General features: G+C 61.3%; 18 protein-coding genes and 1 tRNA gene. 8 read left to right on the forward strand and 11 right to left on the reverse strand.

Annotation, left to right across the window (positions count from 1 at the left end):
* Positions 1 to 362 precede the first annotated feature (362 nt).
* The gene (gene ppc / locus EOS_RS31245; protein WP_047896111.1) at positions 363 to 3,392 is read right to left on the reverse strand and encodes a phosphoenolpyruvate carboxylase; all 3,030 of its coding nucleotides are present in this window, start codon (positions 3,390 to 3,392) and stop codon (positions 363 to 365) included.
* A 338-nt stretch (positions 3,393 to 3,730) separates the two neighbouring features.
* Between ppc and hemC the strand changes: the two genes are divergently transcribed.
* The 3 genes from hemC to EOS_RS31260 are packed head-to-tail and all read left to right on the forward strand — an operon-like array spanning position 3,731 to position 8,117.
* Entirely contained in the window at positions 3,731 to 4,732 is a 1,002-nt protein-coding gene (gene hemC / locus EOS_RS31250) for a hydroxymethylbilane synthase (RefSeq protein WP_047896074.1), read from the forward strand.
* Positions 4,732 to 6,924 carry a fused uroporphyrinogen-III synthase HemD/membrane protein HemX gene (gene hemDX, locus EOS_RS31255; protein WP_047896075.1) on the forward strand — a complete coding sequence of 731 codons (2,193 nt, stop codon included), beginning with the start codon at positions 4,732 to 4,734 and terminating at the stop codon, positions 6,922 to 6,924. The genes hemC and hemDX overlap by 1 nt, the downstream gene beginning before the upstream one ends.
* Positions 6,924 to 8,117, forward strand: a complete 1,194-nt coding sequence (locus EOS_RS31260) for a heme biosynthesis protein HemY (RefSeq protein ID WP_200908724.1) — start codon at positions 6,924 to 6,926, stop codon at positions 8,115 to 8,117. The genes hemDX and EOS_RS31260 overlap by 1 nt, the downstream gene beginning before the upstream one ends.
* 106 nt (positions 8,118 to 8,223) lie before the next feature.
* Here EOS_RS31260 and EOS_RS31265 read toward each other — a convergent pair whose 3' ends face one another.
* The 5 genes from EOS_RS31265 to trxB form a co-directional block, all read right to left on the reverse strand.
* A complete protein-coding gene (locus EOS_RS31265) occupies positions 8,224 to 8,547 on the reverse strand; it encodes a rhodanese-like domain-containing protein (protein ID WP_047896077.1) in 324 nt (107 codons plus the stop codon).
* A gap of 164 nt (positions 8,548 to 8,711) precedes the next feature.
* Positions 8,712 to 9,365 (reverse strand): protein-L-isoaspartate O-methyltransferase family protein, encoded by a 654-nt coding sequence (locus EOS_RS31270; protein WP_047896078.1) that lies wholly within the window; start codon positions 9,363 to 9,365, stop codon positions 8,712 to 8,714.
* 154 nt (positions 9,366 to 9,519) lie between these two features.
* A complete protein-coding gene (locus EOS_RS31275) occupies positions 9,520 to 10,140 on the reverse strand; it encodes a trimeric intracellular cation channel family protein (protein ID WP_047896079.1) in 621 nt (206 codons plus the stop codon).
* A 2-nt stretch (positions 10,141 to 10,142) separates the two neighbouring features.
* The gene (locus EOS_RS31280) at positions 10,143 to 10,988 is read right to left on the reverse strand and encodes a Smr/MutS family protein (protein ID WP_047896112.1); all 846 of its coding nucleotides are present in this window, start codon (positions 10,986 to 10,988) and stop codon (positions 10,143 to 10,145) included.
* A 236-nt stretch (positions 10,989 to 11,224) separates the two neighbouring features.
* The gene (trxB, locus tag EOS_RS31285) at positions 11,225 to 12,220 is read right to left on the reverse strand and encodes a thioredoxin-disulfide reductase (RefSeq protein WP_047896080.1); all 996 of its coding nucleotides are present in this window, start codon (positions 12,218 to 12,220) and stop codon (positions 11,225 to 11,227) included.
* 359 nt (positions 12,221 to 12,579) lie between these two features.
* On the opposite strand from trxB, the gene EOS_RS31290 reads away from it, so the two are divergent.
* Positions 12,580 to 14,892 (forward strand): DNA translocase FtsK, encoded by a 2,313-nt coding sequence (locus EOS_RS31290; protein WP_047896081.1) that lies wholly within the window; start codon positions 12,580 to 12,582, stop codon positions 14,890 to 14,892.
* Between the two features lie 70 nt (positions 14,893 to 14,962).
* Positions 14,963 to 15,625 (forward strand): outer membrane lipoprotein chaperone LolA, encoded by a 663-nt coding sequence (gene lolA / locus EOS_RS31295; RefSeq protein ID WP_407639195.1) that lies wholly within the window; start codon positions 14,963 to 14,965, stop codon positions 15,623 to 15,625.
* A gap of 78 nt (positions 15,626 to 15,703) precedes the next feature.
* On the opposite strand, the gene cytX is transcribed toward lolA, so the two are convergent.
* Positions 15,704 to 17,044, reverse strand: coding sequence for a putative hydroxymethylpyrimidine transporter CytX (gene cytX, locus EOS_RS31300; protein ID WP_047896083.1), 1,341 nt, complete (start codon positions 17,042 to 17,044; stop codon positions 15,704 to 15,706).
* Positions 17,045 to 17,271: 227 nt separating this feature from the next.
* Between cytX and EOS_RS31305 the strand changes: the two genes are divergently transcribed.
* From EOS_RS31305 to EOS_RS31315, 3 genes are all read left to right on the forward strand, one after another.
* Positions 17,272 to 18,585: a replication-associated recombination protein A gene (locus EOS_RS31305; protein WP_047896084.1), complete on the forward strand. Its 1,314-nt coding sequence runs from the start codon at positions 17,272 to 17,274 to the stop codon at positions 18,583 to 18,585.
* A 179-nt stretch (positions 18,586 to 18,764) separates the two neighbouring features.
* Positions 18,765 to 20,063 carry a serine--tRNA ligase gene (gene serS / locus EOS_RS31310; protein ID WP_047896085.1) on the forward strand — a complete coding sequence of 433 codons (1,299 nt, stop codon included), beginning with the start codon at positions 18,765 to 18,767 and terminating at the stop codon, positions 20,061 to 20,063.
* A 131-nt stretch (positions 20,064 to 20,194) separates the two neighbouring features.
* Positions 20,195 to 20,284 (forward strand) — tRNA-Ser (locus EOS_RS31315).
* A 123-nt stretch (positions 20,285 to 20,407) separates the two neighbouring features.
* Here the strand turns inward: EOS_RS31315 and EOS_RS31320 are convergent.
* The 4 genes from EOS_RS31320 to EOS_RS31340 all read right to left on the reverse strand — a co-directional run bounded on the left by EOS_RS31320 (position 20,408) and on the right by EOS_RS31340 (position 22,715).
* Complete coding sequence (locus tag EOS_RS31320; RefSeq protein WP_047896086.1) at positions 20,408 to 20,899, reverse strand: hypothetical protein; 492 nt, start codon at positions 20,897 to 20,899, stop codon at positions 20,408 to 20,410.
* Between the two features lie 15 nt (positions 20,900 to 20,914).
* Positions 20,915 to 21,262 (reverse strand): IS66 family transposase, encoded by a 348-nt coding sequence (locus EOS_RS49345; protein WP_047896087.1) that lies wholly within the window; start codon positions 21,260 to 21,262, stop codon positions 20,915 to 20,917.
* A gap of 18 nt (positions 21,263 to 21,280) precedes the next feature.
* The gene (locus tag EOS_RS31330) at positions 21,281 to 21,772 is read right to left on the reverse strand and encodes a hypothetical protein (RefSeq protein WP_047896088.1); all 492 of its coding nucleotides are present in this window, start codon (positions 21,770 to 21,772) and stop codon (positions 21,281 to 21,283) included.
* Positions 21,773 to 22,460: 688 nt separating this feature from the next.
* A complete protein-coding gene (locus tag EOS_RS31340; RefSeq protein WP_047896090.1) occupies positions 22,461 to 22,715 on the reverse strand; it encodes a hypothetical protein in 255 nt (84 codons plus the stop codon).
* Positions 22,716 to 22,839 lie beyond the last annotated feature (124 nt).

The raw sequence follows: 22,839 nt of genomic DNA on the forward strand, positions 1-22,839 counted from the left end.
CCCGATGCGCGCGGATGAAGTCGCCGAGCGCATGTGCCGGCGTGGCGTCGAGGGGCGGCGCGGAATCCGTTGTGCCGGTGGCGGGGGCGGTAGGTGACAAGGGCATGAGGCTCAATACGCGTTTTGGACAGTCCGGCAGCGGTTCGGGTAGGCTAGATACCAGAATAACCGTGCAACTTGTACCGGTACAGGAGGTGCCTATTGTAGCGTTGCCACCGGCAGGAAAATACTGACGAAAACCTTGAGCAATCGATGAAACGTCGCGATAAGATCGCCGCCTATCGAGGCGAAATAAGAAAAGAAAAAGCCGGCTGCACAAGCCGGCTTTTCATTGAAGCGTGATCACGCTGCCTAAGGACGAATCACCCCGTATTGCGCAGCCCTGCCGCAATTCCGTTGATCGTCAGATGAATCCCGCGTCCGAGCCGCACGTTGTCATCGCCCGCTCGATGGCGTTTCAGCAACTCCACCTGCAAGTGATTCAGCGGATCGAGATACGGAAAGCGGTTCTTGATCGATCGCGCAAGCAGCGGGTTATTCGCGAGCCGCTCGTTATTCCCCGTGATCTCCGACAACACGCTCGATGTCCGCTCCCACTCCGCCACAATCCGGCCGAACACATGCTTGCGGAGCTTCTTATCGGTGACGAGCTGCGCGTAACGCGAGGCCACCGCAATGTCCGTCTTCGCCAACACCATGTCCATGTTCGACAGCAGATTCGCGAAGAACGGCCAGGTCTTGTGCATCTTCTTGAGCGTGGCGAGACGGCGGGTGCGCTCGGCGGCGTCGGGCGAGCCGTCGAGGAACTCGGTTACCGCGCTGCCGAAGCCATACCAGCCGGTGAGCAGCAGGCGGCATTGACCCCACGAGAAGCCCCACGGAATGGCCCGCAGATCCTCGATCTTGCGTTGCTTCGGATCCTGCAGTTTCCGCGATGCCGGCCGGCTGCCGATGTTCAGTTCAGCGATCTCCGAGATTGGCGTCGATTCGAAGAAATACTCCTTGAAGCCGGGCGTTTCATAAACCAGCGCGCGATACGCGGCCATCGCCGAATCCGACAGCGTCTGCATGGTGGCTTCGAATAGCGGCAGTTGCGCCGGCGTGTTCTCGTGCGGCAAAAGCGATGCTTCGAGCGTTGCAGCAACCACGAGTTCGAGATTGCGCCGCCCGATCTCCGCATTGCCGAACTTGCTCGCGATCACTTCGCCTTGCTCGGTCGTGCGGATCTGGCCATCGACGGTACCCGGCGGCTGCGAAAGAATCGCCTGATAGGTCGGACCTCCCCCGCGGCCGACCGTGCCTCCGCGGCCATGAAATAGCCGCAGCGTGGTCTTGTGCCGCTTGAACAAAGCGACCAGCGCCAGTTCTGCACGATAGAGTTCCCAGTTCGATGTGAGGAAACCACCGTCCTTGTTGCTGTCGGAGTAACCGAGCATCACTTCCTGCTCGCCGCCTTGCAGTTCGACCAGCTTGTCCACGCCCGGCAGCGCAAAAAAGTCGCCCATGATGTGCGGCGCGTTGCGCAAGTCGGCGATGGTTTCGAACAGCGGAATCACCATCAGGCCATCGTGCGCGGGATCTTTGGCATGTCCCAGGCGGCCATGCAGCAGGCCCGTTTCCTTCTGCAGCAACATCACTTCCAGCAAATCGCTGACCGTTTCCGTGTGCGAGATGATGTAGTTGCGCACCGCGCGTGTACCGAATTTCTCACGCGTCACGCGCGCCGTTTCCAGTACGCCGAGTTCGCTCTTGGCGAGATCGGAGTATTCGAAATAGGGCAGGCGCAGCGGTCGCGGCTGCGCCAGCTCGCTCAGCAGCAACGTGACCTTATCGGCTTCGGGCAGCGCGGCGTAATCGTCCTGGACGCCCGCCCGCGCGAGCAGTTCCGCGATCACCGTTTCGTGAATGTCCGAGCTCTGACGCAAGTCGATGCTCGCCAGATGAAAGCCAAACACTTCGGCCGCACGCGCGAGCGGCGAGAGCCGCGGCGCCGACAAATACTCGCCGTGATGCGTCGCCAGCGATTCGATCAGCACGTTCAGGTCGGCGGCAAATTCGGCCGCCGACGCGTACGGTTTTGCCGGATGACGGCTGCGCGCCGCGACCACGCCGTGTCCCAGCCGCTCGTCGGCGCTGGCCACCAGCCGCGCATACACGCCGATCAATGCCCGCCGATACGGCTCATCGATACGATGCGGCGACGAATCCGGCGAAGCATCGGCGAGCTTCTTCAGCGCATCGCTTGCGCCGGCCAGCAAATGCGACACCGACAACTCCGCGCCCAGCTTATGCACCTGATCGAGATAGTGTTCGAAGATCACCGTGGCCTGTCGCGTGATGGCGTGTACCAGCGTGGGGGCGGTGACATTCGGATTACCGTCGCGATCCCCGCCGATCCAGCTACCCATTTGCAGGAACGGCGGCAGGCGCGCGGGCAGGCCGTGCTCGGTCAGCGCGCCTTCGATATCGGCGTAAAGCGCGGGGATCTCTTCGAGGAACGTCGCGTGGTAATACGACAGCGCGTTTTCGATTTCATCGGCGACGGTCAGGCGGGCGTCGCGCAGCATCCGCGTTTGCCACAGCGATGTGACGCGCGAGCGCAGCATCGCCTCGTTGTGCGCCCGTTCGCGCGCGGTCAGTTCCTGGTCGCGCTCGGCGAGCAGTCGGGCGACTTCGTGTTGCGCATCCAGAATGCTCTTGCGCGAGACTTCGGTCGGGTGGGCGGTGAGCACCGGAACGATGAGCGCGTCATCGAAGAATTTTTGCAGCGTGGCTTTCGCCGACGCCGCATTCGGGCTCGCCTTCAGGCGCTCGATTGCATAGGCCATCGTGCCGGGTTGCGGGGCCGAGCCCGCCAGCGCGTGGATCCTGCGGCGCCGGTTGTGATGCCGGTCCTCCGCGATATTCGCCAGATGCGAGAAATAGCTGAACGCGCGCACGACGCTCACCGTCTGCTCGGGCGAGAGCGATTTCAGGCGCTTTTCCAGTGTCTGCGACGCTTCGTTGTCTTCCTCGCGACGAAATTTCACTGCCGTCTGACGAATCGTTTCGACCACATCAAACACTTTGTCGCCTTCCTGCTCGCGCACGACGTCGCCGAGCAGGCGGCCGAGATAACGGATGTCTTCGAAGAGCGGCAGGTCCTTGTCGTCGCGCGCACGCGACGAGGCTTTGGGCGGCTTGCCGTTCTGACTGGTTTCCTCGGGCGCGGGAATGGCCGCAGCACGTCCGTTCGCCACGCGTTTGGTCGTCCCGGTGGTTTTGGACGCCTTGGCGACAGTTGCCGCGCGGCTGATAGCGGCGGACGCCGTATCGGGCGTGGTGGAAGAAGCATCCTTCGATACCGCGTTGCGGCGGGGGCGGGCGTTGCGCGCCGATCCGGGAGACGTCACGTTGAGTTCCTCTTGAAAGCCAGAGACAGGATACGGAGGCGGCCGGGCGCCGGAGACCGGCGCGACACCGCCGGCCAGTGCGACGTTCGACTGCTTTGCCATGCTGCATTACTGCGTTGCGGATGAAACCGGGGATGCGAAGGTGCCTGACCGCGGGCGCACGATAAAATGCGTGCCCCGGCGATGCCGCGCGATGCGGCAAAACCTTGTTGTCTCCGTCCTGCCGCATCGCGCGAAACCCGTGCCGCGGCGCTTGGGCGCGGGGTCCGACTGTAAATGGGCAATGGCGTGCGTGCTACCATTGTTCGTTATCCATCCCGTCATTCGATTGACCTGCAATGAACTCCGAGACGCCTTCCACGCCACCGCCCGAAAGTCTGGTTATTGCCTCGCGGGAAAGCCGTCTAGCCATGTGGCAGGCCGAGCACGTGCGGTTTGCGCTGCACAAATTATATCCATCTTGCGACGTCAAAATCCTCGGAATGACGACGCGCGGCGATCAGATTCTCGACCGGACCTTATCGAAGGTCGGCGGCAAGGGCCTGTTCGTGAAGGAACTGGAAGCCGCACTCGCCGACGGCCGCGCCGATCTCGCCGTGCATTCGCTGAAAGACGTGCCCATGGAATTGCCTGACGGCTTCACCCTGAGCACGATCCTCGAGCGCGAAGATCCTCTCGATGCCTTCGTCTCGCCGCACTATGCGTCGCTCGCGGAGTTGCCTGAAGGCAGCATTGTGGGAACCTCCAGCCTGCGTCGCGAAGCCATGTTGCGCATGCATTTTCCTCATCTAGACGTCCGCCCGTTGCGCGGCAATCTCGATACCCGGCTTGGCAAGCTCGATCGTGGCGATTACGCAGCGATCATTCTTGCCGCAGCCGGCTTGAAACGGCTCGGCCTTGAATCACGGATTCGTGCGAGCTTGCCGGCTGAAACCAGTTTGCCCGCTGCAGGGCAGGGTGCGTTGGGTATCGAAATCCGTGCCGGCCGCGAGGATCTCGCCGCGTGGCTCTCGCCCTTGCATCATGAAGCGACGGCGGTGGCAGTCGAAGCCGAACGGATGGTGTCGCGCTCGCTTGGCGGCAGTTGCGAAGTGCCGCTTGCCGCGTACGCCGACTGGCGCGACGGTGTGCTGCATCTGCGCGGCTGTGTATCGACCATCGACGGCACGCGGGTTCTGCGCGCCGAAGGCTCGGCCAAGGTTGCCGACATACAGGCTGCGCTCGATCTCGGCAGCCGCGTCTCGGCCGAACTCGAAGCGCAGGGCGCGATGGACATCGTCCGTGCGTTGAGCACCGCGAGCGGCGCGCATATTCCTCCCGCTGCATCGCCTGCTGACTGATGGCGAGCGCTCACGGATCTGCCCAATCATCGGCTGAACGGCCAACGCAGCGACCGGCTGTTGTCGTCACGCGTCCTTCGGGCCAGTCGGCCGCTTTGTTCGCGCTGCTTGAGCGAGCAGGATTTGAGCCGCTCGAGTTTCCACTCATCGATATCGGCCATGTGGCGGATGCCGCGCCGCTGCGCGCCGCGCTCGGCGAGTTGTTCGCGCCCGCTGAACTTGGGTATGCGCTGGTGGTGTTCGTATCGCCGAATGCAATCGATCACGCTTTCACCGCGCTTAGTTCCGCGTGGCCTTTGCATGTTCCGATCGGCGTGGTAGGACCCGGCAGCGTGGCCGCGCTCGCGCGACAAGGCGTAACGCCGCCGGCCTATACGATCATCAGCCCGGGGGCTGGTGCAACGGTGACTGAAACCCCCACGGACCCCCGTTACGATTCCGAAGCGCTGTACGCGGCGATCGAAGCGCATTTCGGCGCCGATGGTCTCAAGGACAAACGCGTTCTGATCGTGCGTGGTGACGGCGGCCGCGAGTGGCTGGCGGACGCGTTGAGCGCAGCGGGCGCGAAGGTGGAGAAGGTGGCGGCGTACCGGCGGATCGTGCCGGAACCGTCCATGCGCGACTGGGAACGCATCCACGCGCTGCTCGCCGGCGAGCCCCATGCATGGCTGCTGACGAGCTCGGAAGGCGTGCGCAATCTCGAAGAACTTGCCCGCGAACATCTCACCGTCGATGAAACCCTGGCGCTCAAGCACGTGCCAATCGTGACGCCGCATCCGCGTATTGCCGAAGCCGCGCGGCAAGCGGGTTTTGATAGGATTACGGTGTCCGGAGCCGGCGACGAGCGTATCGTGCAGGCGCTCGTTACTATCTTCGCCCCGGCAACGGAACAGAAAGCGCAACAAAAAGAAGAACCGGAAGCGCAGGTTGCAAAAGCGCAGGAACATGGATACAAGGCCTCGACGGCAGCGCCGTTCAGCCAGTCCAGTCAAACCAACCAGGAGTCCGCGCCGACGGATTCCAGGCCGGCTTCAACGCCGGCTCACCAACCGGCTCAATCACGCATGACTGATTCGATCGATACCAGTAAGACCGCTGCTCAATCCACCTCGTCAACTCCGCCGTTGCCGCCGAACACACCGTTCACGCCTTACGAGTCGCAGCCAAAACAGCGTGGCGGCGGTGCGGGCACCGCGCTACTCTGGCTGGTGTTGTTGATTGTGGTGGTGGTCGCGGGGGTGGGCGGTTTCATGCTCAACCGCAAGTTCGATCAACGTGATGCGCAACTCGCGCAACGTATGCAGGCCAACGACACGCAAACCGCCGCGTTGCGCGCCCAAGCCGATCAGGCAGCCAGTTCTGTGTCTGCCATCAACACGCAGATCATCCAATTCCAGGGCAAGCTCACCGACGCGCAGGCCCAAAGCCAGGCGCTGCAGCAGCAATATCAGGATTTGGCGAGCAATCGCGACGACTGGACGCTTGCTGAAGTCGAGCAGATCCTGTCGAGCGCAAGCCAGCAGTTGCAACTCACCGGCAACGTGCAGCTTGCGCTGTTCGCGCTGCAAAGCGCCGACACGCGTCTCGCGGCCACCACTGGTCCGCAGATCGTGACCATCCGTAAAGCCATCGCGCAGGACATGGACAAGCTGCGCGCAACGCCATCCACCGATCTCACCGGGCTTGCCATCAAGCTCGACACAGCCATCGATCAGATCGACACCCTGCCGCTCGCCGGCGAAGCGCCGATCGCGCCGGCTACGGCGCACGCGGATGCTCCCGCCAACACCGCGTCGATCGCGGCGGCGACCCATCAGCCGCAGTGGAAAGTGTGGCTGCAGCAGATTGCCACCGGGATCGGGCAGCAGTTGTCGAGCCTGGTGACGGTGCGTCGAATCGACAACGCCGACGCCATGCTCGCGTCTCCCGATCAAGGTTATTTCGTGCGTGAGAACGTGAAGCTGCGCTTGTTGTCGGCACGTTTGTCGTTGCTCTCGCGCAGCGAACCCGCGCTCAAGTCCGACCTTCACGCCGCCGATACCGCGCTCGGCCGCTACTTCGATCAATCGTCGGGCAAGGTCAAGGCGGTCCGCTTGCTCCTGCAGCAAGTCGATCAGGCGTCGCTCGCGGTCACCGTGCCCGATCTGAACGCGAGTCTCGCGGCGGTTCACCAGTTCAAGCGAGGCGGATGATGACGATGCGTGGACTCATCTGGTTTGTGCTGCTGTTTGCGGCGGCCGCGGCCTTGGCGCTGGTCGGTGTCTTCGACGGCGGGCAAGTGCTGCTCGTGATGCCGCCGTATCGGGTGGATGTATCGCTGAATCTGTTCGTGGTGGCGCTGGTGGTGTCGTTCATCGTGATCTACGCCGTGCTCCGCGCCATTCGCAGCGTGCTGAAGATGCCGCAGCGGGTGTCGGCGTATCGCACGCGCTCGCGGCTTGCGAAGGCGAACGCCGCGTTGCGCGATGCCATCGGCCATCTGTATGCTGGACGTTTTTCGAAGGCGGAGAAGTCGGCGCGCGATTCCCTTATCGCCGATGAAAACAGCGGTGCGGCAGGCCTGATCGGTGCGAAGGCGGCGCATGAGATGAACGAGTACGCGCGCCGCGACGAATGGCTCGCGAAGGTGACGGATAGCGACTGGCAGGACGCGCGTTTGATGGCGACTGCCGACATGCGCGCCGATGGCCGCGACGCCGATGGCGCGCTGGTCGCGTTGACCGAGATGCAGGCGCAGGGCGGGCGGCGTTTGCATGCGCAGCAGATCGCGCTGCGCGCGCAGCAGCAGTTGAAGAACTGGGGCGAAGTGCTGAAGCTGGTCAAGACGCTGGAGAAGCGCGAGGCGCTGCATCCGGCTGTCGCGGTGCGGTTGCGTCAGGTCGCCTCGGAGAATCTGCTGCGCGACCGGCGTCATAACCCGGACGCGTTGCTGGAGTTCTGGCAGTCGTTGTCGCCGATCGAACGGCAATCGCCTCGCCTCGCTGACCTTGCTGCCGAGTTGTTGATCGCGCTGGACAGAAGGAACGATGCGCGCAAGATTGTCGAAGAAGCGCTGAATCACAATTGGGACGCGCGTTTGTTGCGGCGTTATCCGGATTGCGCGTCGCCGGGCGATGCGTTGCCGTTGATCCAGCGTGCCGAAGCGTGGCAGAACGAGCGCACGGAAGATGCGGATCTGATGTTCACACTTGGGCGGCTGTGCCTGCATCAGCAGTTGTGGGGCAAGGCGCAGGCCTTCCTGGAATCGGCATTGAAGCTCGCCGATAACGAACCCTTGAAGATCCGCACGCATCGGGCGCTGGCTCGATTGCACGAACAACTCGGCGATAGCGAAAAAGCTAGCCTGCATTATCGCGAGAGCGCGCTGGCGATGAACGTGGTTTGATTTTTTGCAGGCTTTGAAAAAAACCGCGGGCTTCTTTGACAGAAGCCCGCGGTTTTTTATTGCGGCATCGAGCGGCGTGCCGCTGCGTTACGCGAAAGCCGACGAATCAGTACGTGGGCACGGCCGGATCGACTTGACGCGACCATGCGTCAATACCGCCGAACAGGTTGAACACGTGCGAAAAGCCGCGCGATTCGAGGAACATGCCGACTTGCGCGCTACGGGCGCCGTGGTGGCAGATGCAGACGATTTGCGCTTCGTCGTCCAGTTCTTCGCTGCGCGCCGGGATGTCGCGCATCGGGATGGCGACGATGTTGGCGAGCTTGGCAGTTTCGATTTCCCACGGTTCGCGGACGTCGAGCAGGACAGGGGCGGGACGCGATGAATCGGCGAGCCATTCGGCCAGTTCGGGTGCGGACAGGTTTTGCATGGGATTCCGGTGAAAGTGGTGAGCGACAGCGAGCCGTATGGCCTGCCGATGCTACCGGCACAAACAAACGAACAGCTTGCTACGGGAGACTTTGGACTCGCCGCGAAAACGGGAAAGCGCAGATGCAAGCGCGGGCACGAGTCCGAATCTGCCAATGTGCCGCGTCAGAACTTGAAGCGCGACGGCTGCACGGCGTTCTTGAGCGGCGGGATTAGCGTTTCGAAAATATCGGCGACGCGGAATTGTTTTTCGTCCACGCGCGTAATGATCTGCGCCTTCATGACCGGTGCACTGCCGACAAACGCCGCCAGCCGCCCGCCAATCTTCAACTGATCGAGGAATTCCTGCGGCATCACCGGCAGGCCGCCCGAGACGCAGATCACGTCATACGGTTCGCCGTCTTTCCAGCCGAGCGCGCCGTCACCGAGTGCGACCTGCGCGTTCGATACCCCGTTCGCCGCCAAATTCTCTTCGGCCAGCTTCGCGAGTTCGGGCTCGATTTCGACGGTCGTGACCGAACGGCCACGTGCGGCGAGCAACGCCGCCATGTAACCCGAGCCGGCGCCAATCTCGAGCACGACTTCGTGCTTTTTCACGGCCAGTTCCTGCAGCACCCGCGCCTCGACTCTCGGAAACAGCATGTGCTGGCCGGCGGGCAGCGGAATTTCGAGATCCGCGAACGCAATGTTGCGATACGCGGTCGGAACGAAATTTTCACGCTTGACGATCGACAGCAGGTTCAGGACGTCCTGGTCCAGCACATCCCAGGGACGGATCTGCTGTTCGATCATGTTGAAACGCGCTTGCTCGATATTCATGTTCAGTCTGCGGGTCGATCGACCGTTGGGGTGGAGTTGACGTAAATGAAATGCCGGAAATAAGACGAAAATCGAGGAGAGATTGTAGCAAATAGCCAAGCGCTTTCGCTCGCGGCTGCGGGCGGGGCCGCCGGCACAAGCGCCAAAGCGCCAGTCAGTGTGGCAGCCGGACGTCCAACTTAAGCGTGACGAGCCGCGCGACCAAAATGAACCCGGTCGATATCAACACGCTGTACACCCCTTGCAGCCCGAGCCAGTCGAGCCCCAGATACAGCCAGCAGCCCGCGAACGCGCACACCGCATACGGGCGCGAATCGCGCAGGATCAGCGGCACCTCGTTGCACAGCACATCCCGCATGATGCCGCCGAACACGCCCGTCACCACGCCCATCATGGCTGCCGTGAACGCGGGCATCTGCGCGTCGAGTGCGATCGACGTTCCCGAAATGCTGAACAGGCCAAGCCCGATGGCATCGGCGATCAGCAGCGCGCGCTGGTCGAACAAGCGCGTGGTCGTGCGCAGCAGGACCGGCGCAAAAAGCGCCATGACGAAAATGACGATCACGTAGTCCTGATGCTGGACCCAGTAAAACGGCCGGCGCGAGAGCAGTACGTCACGCATCGTACCGCCGCCAAAAGCCGTGGCAAGCGCCACCAGGAACGCACCGACGGCATCGAGCCGGCGCTTTCTCGCTTCGATCAGCCCGGAAATTGCATACGCGAAGATCGCGAATGCCTCCATGATCGAGATGGCCAGCGTGAGCCTGGGATGCACGATTACGGCCCCTTGCGCTGATCGTGCCGCTTGTCCTCGCCGCGAACCCGAAGATCCCGGTCTTGCGGATGACCATGATGTTGCGGCGAGCCGCCCGGCTGCAGCAGCACAAGCACCGCGCCCGAGCCGCCGTCGTGCGGCCGCGCCTGACAGAACGCGATCACTTCCTCTTTCTGCACGAGCCACGCGCGCACCTTGCCCTTGAGCACCGGTTCACGTCCGATCGACCCGAGTCCCTTGCCGTGGATCACGCGCACGCAGCGCAGCCCCCGTTTCACCGATTCACGGATAAATTCCGATAACGCCTCACGTGCTTCCTCGCGCCGCATGCCGTGCAGATCGAGTTGCGCCTGCACGATCCACGCGCCGCGCCGCAGCTTGCGCACCACTTCCTGGCGCACGCCGTGCCGGCAATAGGAGAGGGTGTCGTCGGTATCGAGCAGGCTTTCGGGATCGTATTCGTCGGAGAGTGCTTCGTGCAGCACGGCTTCTTCGTCAAGACGCGTCTGCAACGGCAGCGGCGACGGCGGCAGGCGCGGCGGCGTCATACGGGGCGGGACTTTCAGCGGTTCCACCTCACCGATGGCGCGGCGAAACACATCCGCGTCCGCGACGGCTTCGCGCTCGCTCATCGCGGTGGCGGCGCGCTGTATTTTGCGCTTGGCAGCCTCGGCTTCGAGCGAGTTGCGCAACCCGCTGAGCCCCGCGAGGCCATCGCGTTTCAATGCCGCCGACAATTCCTGCGCCGTCGGCGCAGTAGTCTTTGGCAGGGTCGTGACGGCACCCGGCGCGGCGTCGCGCTGGCGCTTGAGCTTGGGTTCGTTCGGATGGGGCAGGTTCTTGGGCATTGCACGGCAGAAGAAAATGCACGGCGGCGGAACACGGTTCACGCCGCTTTCGGAAACCCTTTTTAACATGGGAAGCGGAAAAATCGGCGCGCGGCGGTGTTTTGAACCGCCTTCGGGCGCGCTGAAAACACAAACGCCGGCCGATCCAGGGGATCGCGACCGGCGTTTTGTTGCCCGCGTATCGAGGCGGCGCTGAACGTCATCTTGACCGCTCGTTGCGCCGCCGCCCCGGCCGCTTAGCGTTCCGCTTCGGCGCTCATCGACCGTTCGGCGGGGTTTTCGTCGATGCTTTCAAGATAACGCTGCGCATCGAGTGCGGCCATACAGCCTGTGCCGGCGCTCGTGACAGCTTGGCGATAGATGTGATCCTGGACGTCGCCGGCGGCGAATACGCCCGGGATGCTCGTGCCCGTCGCGTTGCCTTGCAGGCCGCCGTGCGTGATGATGTAGCCGTTCTTCATCTCCAACTGGCCAACGAACAGATCGGTATTCGGCTTGTGGCCGATTGCAACGAACACACCTTGCAGCGGGACGTCGCTGGTCGTGCCGGTTTCCGTGCATTTGATCCGCAGGCCGGTCACGCCGGTATTGTCGCCCGTGACTTCATCGAGGACGTGGTTCCACTTGATGTCGACCAGGCCTTCCTTTTCCTTCGCGAGCAAGCGGTCGATCAGGATCGGTTCAGCACGGAACTTGTCGCGCCGATGAACTACAGTCACCTTCTTCGCGATACCCGACAGATACAGCGCTTCTTCCACGGCCGTATTGCCGCCGCCGATCACGGCCACTTCGCCGTTCTTGTAGAAGAAACCGTCGCAGGTCGCGCACGCCGACACGCCTTTGCCCATGAACGCTTCTTCCGAAGGCACGCCAAGATATTGCGCCGATGCTCCCGTCGCAATGATCAGCGAGTCGCAGGTGTACTCGCCCGAGTCGCCGATCAGGCGGATAGGTCGTTCGGTCAGCTTGGCGGTGTGGATGTGATCGAAGACAACTTCGGTGTTGAAGCGCTCGGCGTGATCGAGCAAACGCTGCATCAACTCCGGGCCTTGCACGCCGCTTGCGTCACCGGGCCAGTTTTCGACGTCGGTGGTCGTCATCAGCTGACCGCCCTGCGCCAGGCCCGTGATGAGCAACGGCGACAGGTTGGCACGCGCCGCGTAGACAGCGGCGGTGTAGCCGGCGGGGCCGGAACCGAGAATCAGCACTTTTGCGTGTTTGGGCGAAGACATGAGAGCAATCCGTTGTGGTTAGGGCCGAACCGTTGATCCATTAAACGATTCATATCGACTTGAGCGCGCGGACAGGGGAAAGTCGCTTTTGGCGGCGAACCGCATGCCGCGCGCGGCTATCAGTGACCTGTAGTTAGGTGCGAATTCGCCATTATAAAGGCCGTGAAGAAGGCCCGCCGAGTGATCCTTTTAATCGCGGCCATAGCACGCTTGAAGGCTCGCGGCGTGTAACACGGGTGTTACAGGGTGAAACCGCAGACCATTTTTACTCGATCATCGCAACGCAGCGTTTACAATGCGTCATTAACTCTGTCGACCCGGTGCACTGTGTGCAACGGATCAAAAAGCCTTACGGATCAATGGCAAAAGCTACCTATTCTGCAAGCGCGCAGGCATTGCCGCACCGCATGTCGCGCCTTTTCACCGAGATTCGATGGATCTTGCAGGTCGCGCTCTGCGTGTTCCTGCTGATGGCGCTGGTGAGCTACAGCCGCCACGACCCAAGCTGGACCCACGCCGCCCAGGTCGACCAGATCGCCAACTGGGCGGGCCGCGTGGGCGCGTGGACAGCAGATATCCTGCTGCTTTTGTTCGGGCTGTCGGCTTATTGGTGGGTTGTGCTGCTGGTGCGGCGGATCATCGCGAATTATCGGCGGATCACCAATCACGAAGAGGCTGACGAAGCGCCGTCGAAGGATCGCACGTGGCTTGCCGAGGCCTTCGCGTTCGTGCTGGTGCTGGCCGCGAGCGACGGCATTGAAGCGTTGCGGATGTGGTCGCTCAAGGTGCAGGTGCCGCGTGCACCGGGCGGCGTGATCGGCGAGGCCGTTGCGCATGGCGTCTCCCACGCGCTGGGTTTCACCGGCGCGACGCTGTTCCTGCTGGTCGCGCTGGCGATCGGTCTGTCGCTGTATTTCAACTTCTCCTGGCTGTCCGTCTGCGAAAAAACCGGCGACGCCATTGTGGCCACCATCACCGGCGCGAGAATGCGCCGCGAGGCGGGCCGCGATCGCAAGCTGGGTGAAGCCGCGGCTGAGAAGCGTGAAGGCAAGGTCGTGCGCGGGCGCGTGAAGATAGAGGAGCAGGAACCGGTGATGATCGTGCCGCCGGTCGCGCCCGCCAAGTCGGCGCGCGTGGAGAAGGAAAAGCAGGTGCCGCTTTTCACCGATCTCCCCGGCGATTCCACGCTGCCGCCGCTGGCGCTGCTCGACGCCGCGCCGGAAGTGAAGGAAACCATCTCCGCCGACACGCTCGAATACACGTCCCGGCTGATCGAGAAAAAGCTCAAGGACTTCGGCGTGGAGGTGAACGTGGTTGCCGCCTATCCGGGACCGGTTGTGACGCGCTACGAAATCGAGCCGGCAACCGGCGTCAAGGGCTCGCAGATCGTCGGGCTGGCGAAGGATCTGGCGCGCTCGCTGTCGCTCGTCTCCATTCGCGTGGTCGAGACCATTCCTGGCAAGAATTTCATGGCGCTCGAGTTGCCGAACCAGCGCCGCCAGACCGTGCGTTTGTCCGAGATTCTCGGTTCGCAGGTTTATGCCGATGCCGCGTCGCCTTTGACCATGGGTCTCGGCAAGGATATTGGCGGGAAGCCGGTATGCGCCGATCTCGCGAAGATGCCGCACTTGCTGGTGGCCGGCACTACCGGTTCGGGCAAGTCGGTGGGTATCAACGCGATGATCTTGTCGCTGCTGTATAAAGCCACCGCCGACGAAGTGCGCATGATCCTCATCGACCCGAAGATGCTCGAAATGAGCGTCTACGAGGGCATTCCGCATCTGCTTTGTCCGGTCGTCACCGACATGCGCCAGGCTGGGCACGCGCTCAACTGGGCGGTGGCCGAGATGGAACGCCGCTACAAGCTGATGAGCAAGATGGGCGTGCGTAACCTCGCTGGTTTCAACAACAAGATCGACGAAGCCACCAAACGCGACGAGAAGATTCCTAACCCGTTCAGCCTGACGCCGGATGAACCGGAACCGCTGAACCGCTTGCCGACCATCGTGGTCGTGATCGACGAACTCGCCGACCTGATGATGGTAGTCGGCAAGAAGGTGGAAGAGCTGATCGCGCGGATTGCACAGAAGGCGCGCGCCGCCGGGATCCACTTGATTCTGGCAACGCAGCGGCCGTCGGTGGATGTGATCACCGGTTTGATCAAGGCCAACGTGCCCACGCGCATGGCGTTCCAGGTGTCGTCGAAGATCGATTCGCGGACCATTCTCGATCAGCAAGGCGCCGAATCGCTGCTCGGCATGGGCGACATGCTTTATCTGCCGCCCGGCTCGGGCTTGCCCGTGCGTGTGCATGGCGCGTTTGTGTCGGATGAAGAAGTGCATCGCGTGGTGAACAAACTGAAGGAGCAGGGCGAGCCGAATTACATCGAAGGCATTCTTGAAGGCGGCGTGCTGGGTGACGGTGAGGATGGTGCGCCGGGTGGCGCGGGTGCGGGCGGCGCAGAAGGCGAGGCTGATCCGCTTTACGATCAGGCGGTGGAAATCGTGATCAAGAACCGCCGTGCGTCGATCTCGCTGGTGCAGCGGCATCTGCGCATCGGTTATAACCGGGCCGCGCGACTGCTCGAACAAATGGAAAATTCGGGGCTCGTTTCCGCGATGTCCTCGAACGGCAATCGCGAAATCCTCACGCCGGCGCGTGAAGCTGAATAAGGTTTTCTGGAGAGTTTTTTATATGCAGTCAGTTTTGAGATCGGCTTTGGGGGCAGTTTTGAAGTCAGCTTTGAGCTCGAGTAACCGCACGATCAAAGCCGTCGTTTTCGGCGCTTCGATGTTGCTGGCGTCGCAGGCTTTCGCGAGCGGCACCGAGCAGCTGAAGACGTTCATCGCGCAAGTGCACTCGGCGCACGGCACCTTCGTCCAGCGCGAGGTGAAGGCGCCGAGCAAGGCAGCGTCGGCCACGCAGGGCGTGGCCTCGAGGATTAGCGGTACGTCGAGCGGCACGTTCACGTTCGCGCGGCCCGGCAAGTTCATCTGGTCGTACGAGAAACCCTACGCGCAAGTGTTGCAGGCCGACGGCGACAAACTTTACGTCTACGACAAGGACTTGAATCAAGTCACTATCCGGCCGTTGGGCAACGCACTGGGCGCGAGTCCGGCCGCGATTCTCTTCGGCAGCAACGACCTCGACAAGAATTTCACGTCGCGCGACGCGGGCGTGAAGGATGGCATCGACTGGTTGGAACTGACGCCGAAAGCGCAGGACACGCAATTTCAGCAGGTCGGCATCGGCTTCAAGAACGGCAATCTCGAAGCGATGGAATTGCATGACGTGTTCGGTAACGTGACGCTGCTGACGTTCTCCAATATCGAGAAGAATCCGCCGCTCAAAGCCGATCAGTTCAAGTTCATCGTGCCGAAGGGCGCGGATGTGATCAACGGTTGATACCGTTGCCTGACGCGCGAGACGGTTGCCGCCTCGCGCAAATAAAGCATTCCTCAAGTCGTCCGGCTTAGCCGCCTGTCAAGCCGCCGACGACCGGCTTTCCTCCGGTCGACCCGCTACCAACGCCAGATAAGCCACCGCGCCCACCAAAAGGGCCGGCAGCGTTGCGCCGAGGTTCGGCAGCCACTGATTGATCGCGTGATACGCCGCGATCCCCAGCGCCCACGCAATAAACCCGCTTACGTGCCAACCGCCCGAGAACCCGTACGGTCCGCGCGGATCGGTGAGCGCGCCAATTTCAACGCGGCGTTTCCTCACGATAAAGTGATCCGCCAGCACCACGCCAAACAGCGGCGCGAACACCGAGCCGATCAGCAGCAGGAAGTTCTGGTACTTGCCCATCTGCACGAGCAACGCGATCAGCGTGCACAACGCGCCGAATGCGGCCGACAGCAACGGCACGCTTGCCTTCGCCCAGAACGTACCGGTGGAGACGGCGGCCGAATGGATATCGGCGAAGGCGTTGTCGATTTCATCGATGAGAATCAGCAGCAGCGCAATCCCGCCCGCTGCCTGGGCCAGCGCGACGGTCAGAAGCGCATCGCCGCCGCCCGCCGCCAGACCGTAGAACGCGCCGAGCGCATAGAACCAGATATTCGCGATGCCATAGCCGAACAGCGTGCCGCGGAACGTGCCGCCTGCGCTGCGCCCGAAGCGCGTGTAATCGGCGATCAGCGGCAGCCACGAGAGTGGCATGGCGACCACCAGATCGATACCCGCGCCGAACGGCATTTCACCGGTGCCGGGGCGGTTCATCAGCGCGCCAAAATCCTGCTTCGACAGCAAGTTCCACGTCAGCCAGCCTGCGCCGCCAAGCAGCAGCCAAATGCCCCACGTGCGCAAGAAGCGCCGGACGAACGACAACGGTCCGGTGATTGCGAGCGCCGTGGCCAGCACGCCGAAGATCAGCGTCCAGATGAGCGGCATCGAGAGGCCGAACGATTGTTTTGCGAGGGCATCGGCGGAATCGCGCATCACGATGATTTCGAATGAGCCCCAACCGACCAGTTGCACGGCGTTGAGGACTGCCGGCACGGATGCACCGCGTAGCCCCAATGTGGGGCGCAACGACGACATGGCGGCGAGCCCCGTGTCCGTTCCCACTACGCCCGCGAGCGCGAGCAAGATCACGCCGATCACCGTGCCGATCACGATGGCCGCAAGCGCATACGGCAGCGACATGCCCGGCACGAGCAGCGCGCCGGCCTGCGCCACCAGCAAGCCGATGCCGAGCGAAAACCACAAGGCAAAGGCGTCCGACGTGCCAAACGCGCGGCGCGCGTGCGGAACCGGCAAAAGCGGCGCGTAGGTCGATGCGCCGGTTTCGCCGGTCGTGGCCGTAGTGTTCTCTTGTCCCATTCGCGTTTCGTCCTTATGTGTAGGGCTTGACCCGGTTCATGCGCGTTTCTGCGAGCGTTGCGCGGCTGTCATAATCACCCGTTGCGGCTCGATTCACGATTTACGATTATCGAGGCGAACCGCCCATTTTGAAGCAGCGGCGGCGTCCGTCTCGAAAAGCGCACGATTATCGCTGTCTTTGCTCAAACTGCACCATCCAGACTTATTTGGAAACCTTTCAGAGCGCCATGTTCGAAGAAAACCGTGCCAATGTTCCGCTTGCCGAGCGTCTGCGCCCTCGCACTATCGACGAGGTCATCGGCCAGAAACACCTTCTCGGCGCGAGCAAGCCGCTGCGCGTCGCGTTCGAGTCCGGCGAAGCGCATTCCATGATCCTCTGGGGGCCGCCCGGCGTCGGCAAGACCACGCTCGCGCGGCTGATGGCGGCGGCGTTTCATGCTGAGTTCATCTCGCTGTCGGCAGTGTTATCGGGCGTGAAGGACATTCGCGAGGCGGTTGAACTGGCGCAGATTCATCGGGCGAACGGGCATCAGACGCTGGTGTTCGTCGATGAAGTGCATCGTTTCAACAAGAGTCAGCAAGACGCGTTCTTGCCGCACGTGGAGTCGGGCTTGTTCGTGTTCGTGGGCGCGACGACCGAGAATCCATCGTTCGAAGTGAACAGCGCATTGCTGTCGCGGGCGGCCGTGTATGTGCTGAAAAGCCTCGACGCGAGCGAGCTCACCGAGTTACTGGATCGTGCGCAGGGCGAACTGGGCGGCCTCACGTTCACCGATGAAGCCCGTGACGCGCTGATCGGTTCTGCCGACGGCGACGGCCGCAAGCTGCTCAACAATCTCGAGATCGTTGCACGGGCGGCCGCGCAGCAGAAGTCGACAAACATCGACGGCGCGTTGCTGGGCAGCGCGCTTGCGGAGAATCTGCGCCGTTTCGATAAAGGCGGCGACGCATTTTACGACCAGATCAGCGCGCTGCATAAATCGGTGCGCGGCAGCAATCCCGACGCGACGCTTTACTGGTTTTGTCGAATGCTCGATGGCGGCGCCGATCCGCGCTATCTGGCGCGGCGCATCGTGCGCATGGCTTGGGAAGACATTGGTCTCGCGGACCCTCGTGCCGGCCGGATTGCGCTCGATGCTGCTGAAACCTATGAGCGGCTGGGTACGCCGGAAGGCGAGCTGGCGTTGGCGCAAGCGCTGATTTATCTGGCGATCGCGCCGAAATCGAATGCCGGCTACATGGCCTATAACGAAGCGCGGCGGTTTGTGAGCAAGGATCAATCACGCGGCGTGCCGGTGCATTTGCGCAACGCACCGACCAAGCTGATGAAGGAGTTGGGTTACGGGCATGAATACCGTTATGCCCACGATGAGCCCGATGCGTACGCGGCCGGGGAAACGTATCTGCCGGACGGCATGCGCGAGCCGCACTGGTACGAGCCGACGCCGCGTGGGCTGGAGGGCAAGATCGGCGAGAAGATGGCGCGGCTCGCCGAGATGGACGCGCAATGGCGGCGCGAAAACAAGGGGGAGAAGAAGTAACCGTGTCACGGGGGATGAATCGAAAAGCAGCCCGTTTCACGAAAGATCCTGAAGACCTTGTTGGTGCCGAAAACAACCTCGTTGCCAGGCCGAACGGCTAACGCGGCCAAACCGCGGCAATAACCCTTCGGTGCTGCGCTAAAATCGCGGATTCGCACCCACTAAGAACCGGCCCTGCCATGCTCGACATTCAACTTCTGCGCAAAGACCCCGACGCTGTTGCCAAGCGCCTGGCCCAACGCGGCTACACCCTCGACGTTGCTGCGTTTGCGGCACTGGAAACCGAACGTCGCGAGATCCAGACGCGCACCGAAGAACTGCAGATGCGTCGCAACACGTTGTCGAAGCAGATCGGCGCCATGAAAGGTCGTGGCGAGGACACGTCAGCGGTGATGGCCGAAGTGGGCGGTATTGGCGACACGATGAAAGCGTCGGCGGCGCAACTCGACGATATCCAGAAGCGTCTCTCCGACCTGATGCTTGGCGCACCGAACCTGCCGCACGAAAGCGTGCCAGTCGGCCGTGACGAGACGGAAAACGTGGAGGTTCGCCGCTGGGGCACGCCGCGTTCGTTTGATTTCGAAGTGAAGGACCACGTCGATGTGGGCGCGCCGCTCGGCCTCGACTTCGAGACTGGCGCGAAGCTCTCGGGCGCGCGTTTCACGCTGCTGCGTGGTCAGATCGCGCGGCTGCATCGGGCGCTTGCGCAGTTCATGATCGACACCCATACCGAGCAGCACGGCTACACCGAGGCGTACACGCCGTATATCGTGAATCCGGAGATTCTGGTCGGCACGGGCCAGTTGCCCAAATTCGCGGACGACATGTTTCGCGTGGAGAAGGGAGGCGAGGAAAACACGGTCACGCAATATCTGATTTCCACGTCCGAAATTTCGCTGACGAACACGGTGCGCGAAAGCATTCTCGACGCCGCCGCGCTGCCGGTGAAGCTCACCGCGCATTCACCGTGCTTTCGCTCCGAAGCGGGCTCGTATGGCCGCGATACACGGGGTCTGATTCGCCAGCATCAGTTCGATAAAGTGGAAATGGTGCAGGTCGTATCGCCGGAAAAATCGTATGACACGCTCGACGAAATGGTCGGCCACGCCGAAGCGATCCTGCAAAAACTCGAACTGCCGTATCGCGTGATTACGCTGTGCACCGGTGACATGGGTTTTTCGGCATCGAAGACATTCGACCTGGAAGTCTGGCTGCCGGCGCAGAACACGTATCGCGAGATTTCGAGCTGTTCGAACACCGAGGCGTTCCAGGCGCGCCGGATGCAGGCCCGGTTCCGCAATGCACAGGGCAAGCCCGAATTTGTCCATACGCTGAACGGCTCGGGACTGGCGGTCGGACGCACGCTCGTTGCGGTGCTCGAGAACTTCCAGAACGCCGATGGATCGGTGACGGTGCCGGCCGCATTGCGGCCGTATCTGCGTGGGGTCGAAAAGCTGGAAGTGCCGAAAGCGGATTGAGCCCGCGTGTTGTAACAGGCTCACGAAAAGGGGTTGGAAATCGATTCCGAGTCGTCTATAATCTTTCTCTTCGCTGAGCACCGACCCGCTCAACGAGGGCCGCAAAGAGCAGTAAAGCGGTTGCAGTAAATGGAAAGGTGGCAGAGTGGTCGAATGCGCTGGACTCGAAATCCAGTGTACCTTTAGGGGTACCGTGAGTTCGAATCTCACCCTTTCCGCCAGAATGCTCAAAAAATCCCCGTAAAATCAATGATTTGCGGGGATTTTTGTTTCTCGACTTACGATTCAACTATCAAAGCTAATACGTATCCGTCAGCGGAACCCGTTAGGGCGGTTTTGCGCGGCTAAATGTCGACGATCTTTCGCAGTAGAGAGTACGAAACGCGCCAGTGGCCATCGGTGTCATTAACGGCGACCGATGCGGTCTTGGCATTCAGCCTCACGACGACTCCGACGCGCTCGCTTAGGTGCTTGTCGGTGAAGCTCACTGTGTCACCGATGAAGAATTCTTCACGCTGCGTTCTCGGCGGCGGTGTCGGTTCGACGTCAGGCTGACCAGTCGAAGTTTCTGGGATGATCGCCGCATAGTGCACTCCCCAACGGCGTCGAGTTGCGCTGTCTTGAACCACTGCCTGTGTCTGCCGGAGTTCAACTATGGTGCCTTTCGCCGGCGGCCCAAGCGGGTTGTCGCCGATGTAGTTGACGGCCATCCCCAGGTGCAGGCGTTGACGTATTTCGAGAATACGTCGGGGATCATCAAGCATTTTGCCGATAGCAAGATAGAGCCGATATAGCTCGGCACTGGGCGCCTGCCGAAGCGAGTCGAGAATGTCCATGATGTTGAGGTGTTTTTAACGGGTGAGCGGCAAGAGCTCGTTCACGCGATTGACGGGATACGACGGCCATTGCTCAAGCGTCCGTTCGAGCCACGCGTCGGGCTCGATACCATTAAGGCGAGCCGTTCCGATGAGTGAGTATATCGTTGCGCCCGCACGGGCACCGCGTGCAGAACCCGCGAACAGCCAGTTTGACCTTCCGAGGGCAAGGGGCCTGATCTGGCGCTCAAGCGCATCGTTGTCTGGCAACAGGACGCCGTTCTCTGTATATCGGACAAGCGCCTCCCAATGTCGCAATGCATAACCGAAGGCTTTGCGCCCTAGTCGAAGCCGTCTTTTCAGAACGGTGCTTCGGACGACCATTTTTGGCAAACCAACGAGTTAATGAAGAGGATGGCTGCTTACAAACACTCCGGTATCTGGATCGACGGCATAAAAATGGTCGATCGTCATCGCAATTTCGGACAACCCCATTGAACTAACACTAATCACGAAACCGGGCTGCCCTTGCTCAACGGTAGGCCAACCAAAGGTGCACGCCTGATTCGATTTGTAAAACGGGCTGTCCGGCCATGGATTGCGAAGGTTGAAGCGAGTGGTCAAATCGGCGTTCCAGATTGCCGCTGACGTTGTGCCGTCACTCTGCCAGGAGGTTATTAGAAAGCCGGAACGGTCCGGGAGTAGGTCATAATTGATCTTGTCACCCCCACGCTCCAATTCAAGTTCGAGCGTGCGACCACCGCAATTCCACCGCAGCTTTACGATCTTCACAATGCCGTGCGGCGGGTAAAGCTTTCGTCGTTCTTCGCTCGACATCCATTCAGCAATTTCTTCCCCGTTGACGCCGACCTCGGTCAAGCTTTCAACTTTCATTTGAAAAGCGCCTGGGTAAAGCTTTCTGGCTTCGGACGGAACAACAGTGTCGGCGTACCGCTCATTTTGCTCCCAATAGGTGCCACAGGAAGGGCAGCGGTGTAGTCTCGAATGCGTCGAGTAATTGATGGCGAGCTCCGGCGGCTGCTTTCCAGATTCCCAGAGGTTTCGGCATACGAGGCAACCGTTATCTTTCCACCGACTCATATCCAAAAATCTCTCATGGGCATCCTGTCGTCATTGCCAGTTTATCAAGGGGATATGTCGACCGTTAGTAGTGCGGACATGCTCAGCAGCGCCGTTGGTGCGCAACCCGGCAACTTGCGGATACCGCATTCCAGCAACGAGAACACCGAACCGCTATGGCGACAATCGCCTAGTCAGAGGCTTTCTCGGAAATAATCTTCGACATTTCGCACTTTGTCGAGCAGTTCGTCGTCTTCACACCATTCGCCGACCGCACGGCTCAGGCCTAAGCCGGCGCCGGGCCGAGTTTCCCCCCTCGATCGCCGAGGCAGCTTATCCTGACTAGCAGTATCCCTTAAGACCTGTAGATTTCGAATGAGCGTGTCGTACGATCCGATAAGCCATACCTCAGCGCCAGCAGCTTTCGCGCGCCGCCGCTTTTCTTCCGCCATGAAGATGAGCCCATCTAGACGTAGAAGAAACTCTGCAGTGCGCCGACCGCTCACGACGAAAGCCGGCGAAGCGTTTCGATAGTGGCAACCATACCGGTGTCTGGCGAATCCGCGACGGACAGCACATCTAGGGCGAGGGGCATATTGTAATGAATGGCCTTGTCTTCTTTTTGTGTCTTTTTAGACATGCAAATTGGCGAGAAAGTCATCGAAATTATATGCAATTTTTCGCATATACCGATATGAGCAGGTCCCGTCATCTCACTATTTGCCCCATCACGGTAATACACCCCTCCGTCTTTCATTGCCGGAGCCTGACAACAAACGACGTAGGGTCGCTCTGGCCGTGTGTGAACGACACGACATACTTGCAAGGAAGGGACGCCGGGTGGTGCTGGATATAACGATGATCTAGGATCGTTTGGGGAA

The organism is Caballeronia mineralivorans PML1(12), from assembly GCF_001028175.1.
In the GTDB taxonomy this organism is placed as follows: Bacteria; Pseudomonadota; Gammaproteobacteria; order Burkholderiales; family Burkholderiaceae; genus Caballeronia; species Caballeronia mineralivorans.

Coding starts and splice junctions, on each gene's coding strand:
- EOS_RS31290 (WP_047896081.1), top strand. CDS start 12,580: ATGGCAAAAGCTACCTATTCTGCAAGCGCGCAGGCATTGCCGCACCGC.
- EOS_RS31260 (WP_200908724.1), top strand. CDS start 6,924: ATGACGATGCGTGGACTCATCTGGTTTGTGCTGCTGTTTGCGGCGGCC.
- EOS_RS49345 (WP_047896087.1), bottom strand. CDS start 21,262: ATGGTCGTCCGAAGCACCGTTCTGAAAAGACGGCTTCGACTAGGGCGC.
- EOS_RS31305 (WP_047896084.1), top strand. CDS start 17,272: ATGTTCGAAGAAAACCGTGCCAATGTTCCGCTTGCCGAGCGTCTGCGC.
- hemC (WP_047896074.1), top strand. CDS start 3,731: ATGAACTCCGAGACGCCTTCCACGCCACCGCCCGAAAGTCTGGTTATT.
- cytX (WP_047896083.1), bottom strand. CDS start 17,044: ATGGGACAAGAGAACACTACGGCCACGACCGGCGAAACCGGCGCATCG.
- serS (WP_047896085.1), top strand. CDS start 18,765: ATGCTCGACATTCAACTTCTGCGCAAAGACCCCGACGCTGTTGCCAAG.
- EOS_RS31340 (WP_047896090.1), bottom strand. CDS start 22,715: ATGAAAGACGGAGGGGTGTATTACCGTGATGGGGCAAATAGTGAGATG.
- EOS_RS31330 (WP_047896088.1), bottom strand. CDS start 21,772: ATGAAAGTTGAAAGCTTGACCGAGGTCGGCGTCAACGGGGAAGAAATT.
- hemDX (WP_047896075.1), top strand. CDS start 4,732: ATGGCGAGCGCTCACGGATCTGCCCAATCATCGGCTGAACGGCCAACG.
- EOS_RS31320 (WP_047896086.1), bottom strand. CDS start 20,899: ATGGACATTCTCGACTCGCTTCGGCAGGCGCCCAGTGCCGAGCTATAT.
- EOS_RS31270 (WP_047896078.1), bottom strand. CDS start 9,365: ATGAATATCGAGCAAGCGCGTTTCAACATGATCGAACAGCAGATCCGT.
- EOS_RS31280 (WP_047896112.1), bottom strand. CDS start 10,988: ATGCCCAAGAACCTGCCCCATCCGAACGAACCCAAGCTCAAGCGCCAG.
- trxB (WP_047896080.1), bottom strand. CDS start 12,220: ATGTCTTCGCCCAAACACGCAAAAGTGCTGATTCTCGGTTCCGGCCCC.
- EOS_RS31265 (WP_047896077.1), bottom strand. CDS start 8,547: ATGCAAAACCTGTCCGCACCCGAACTGGCCGAATGGCTCGCCGATTCA.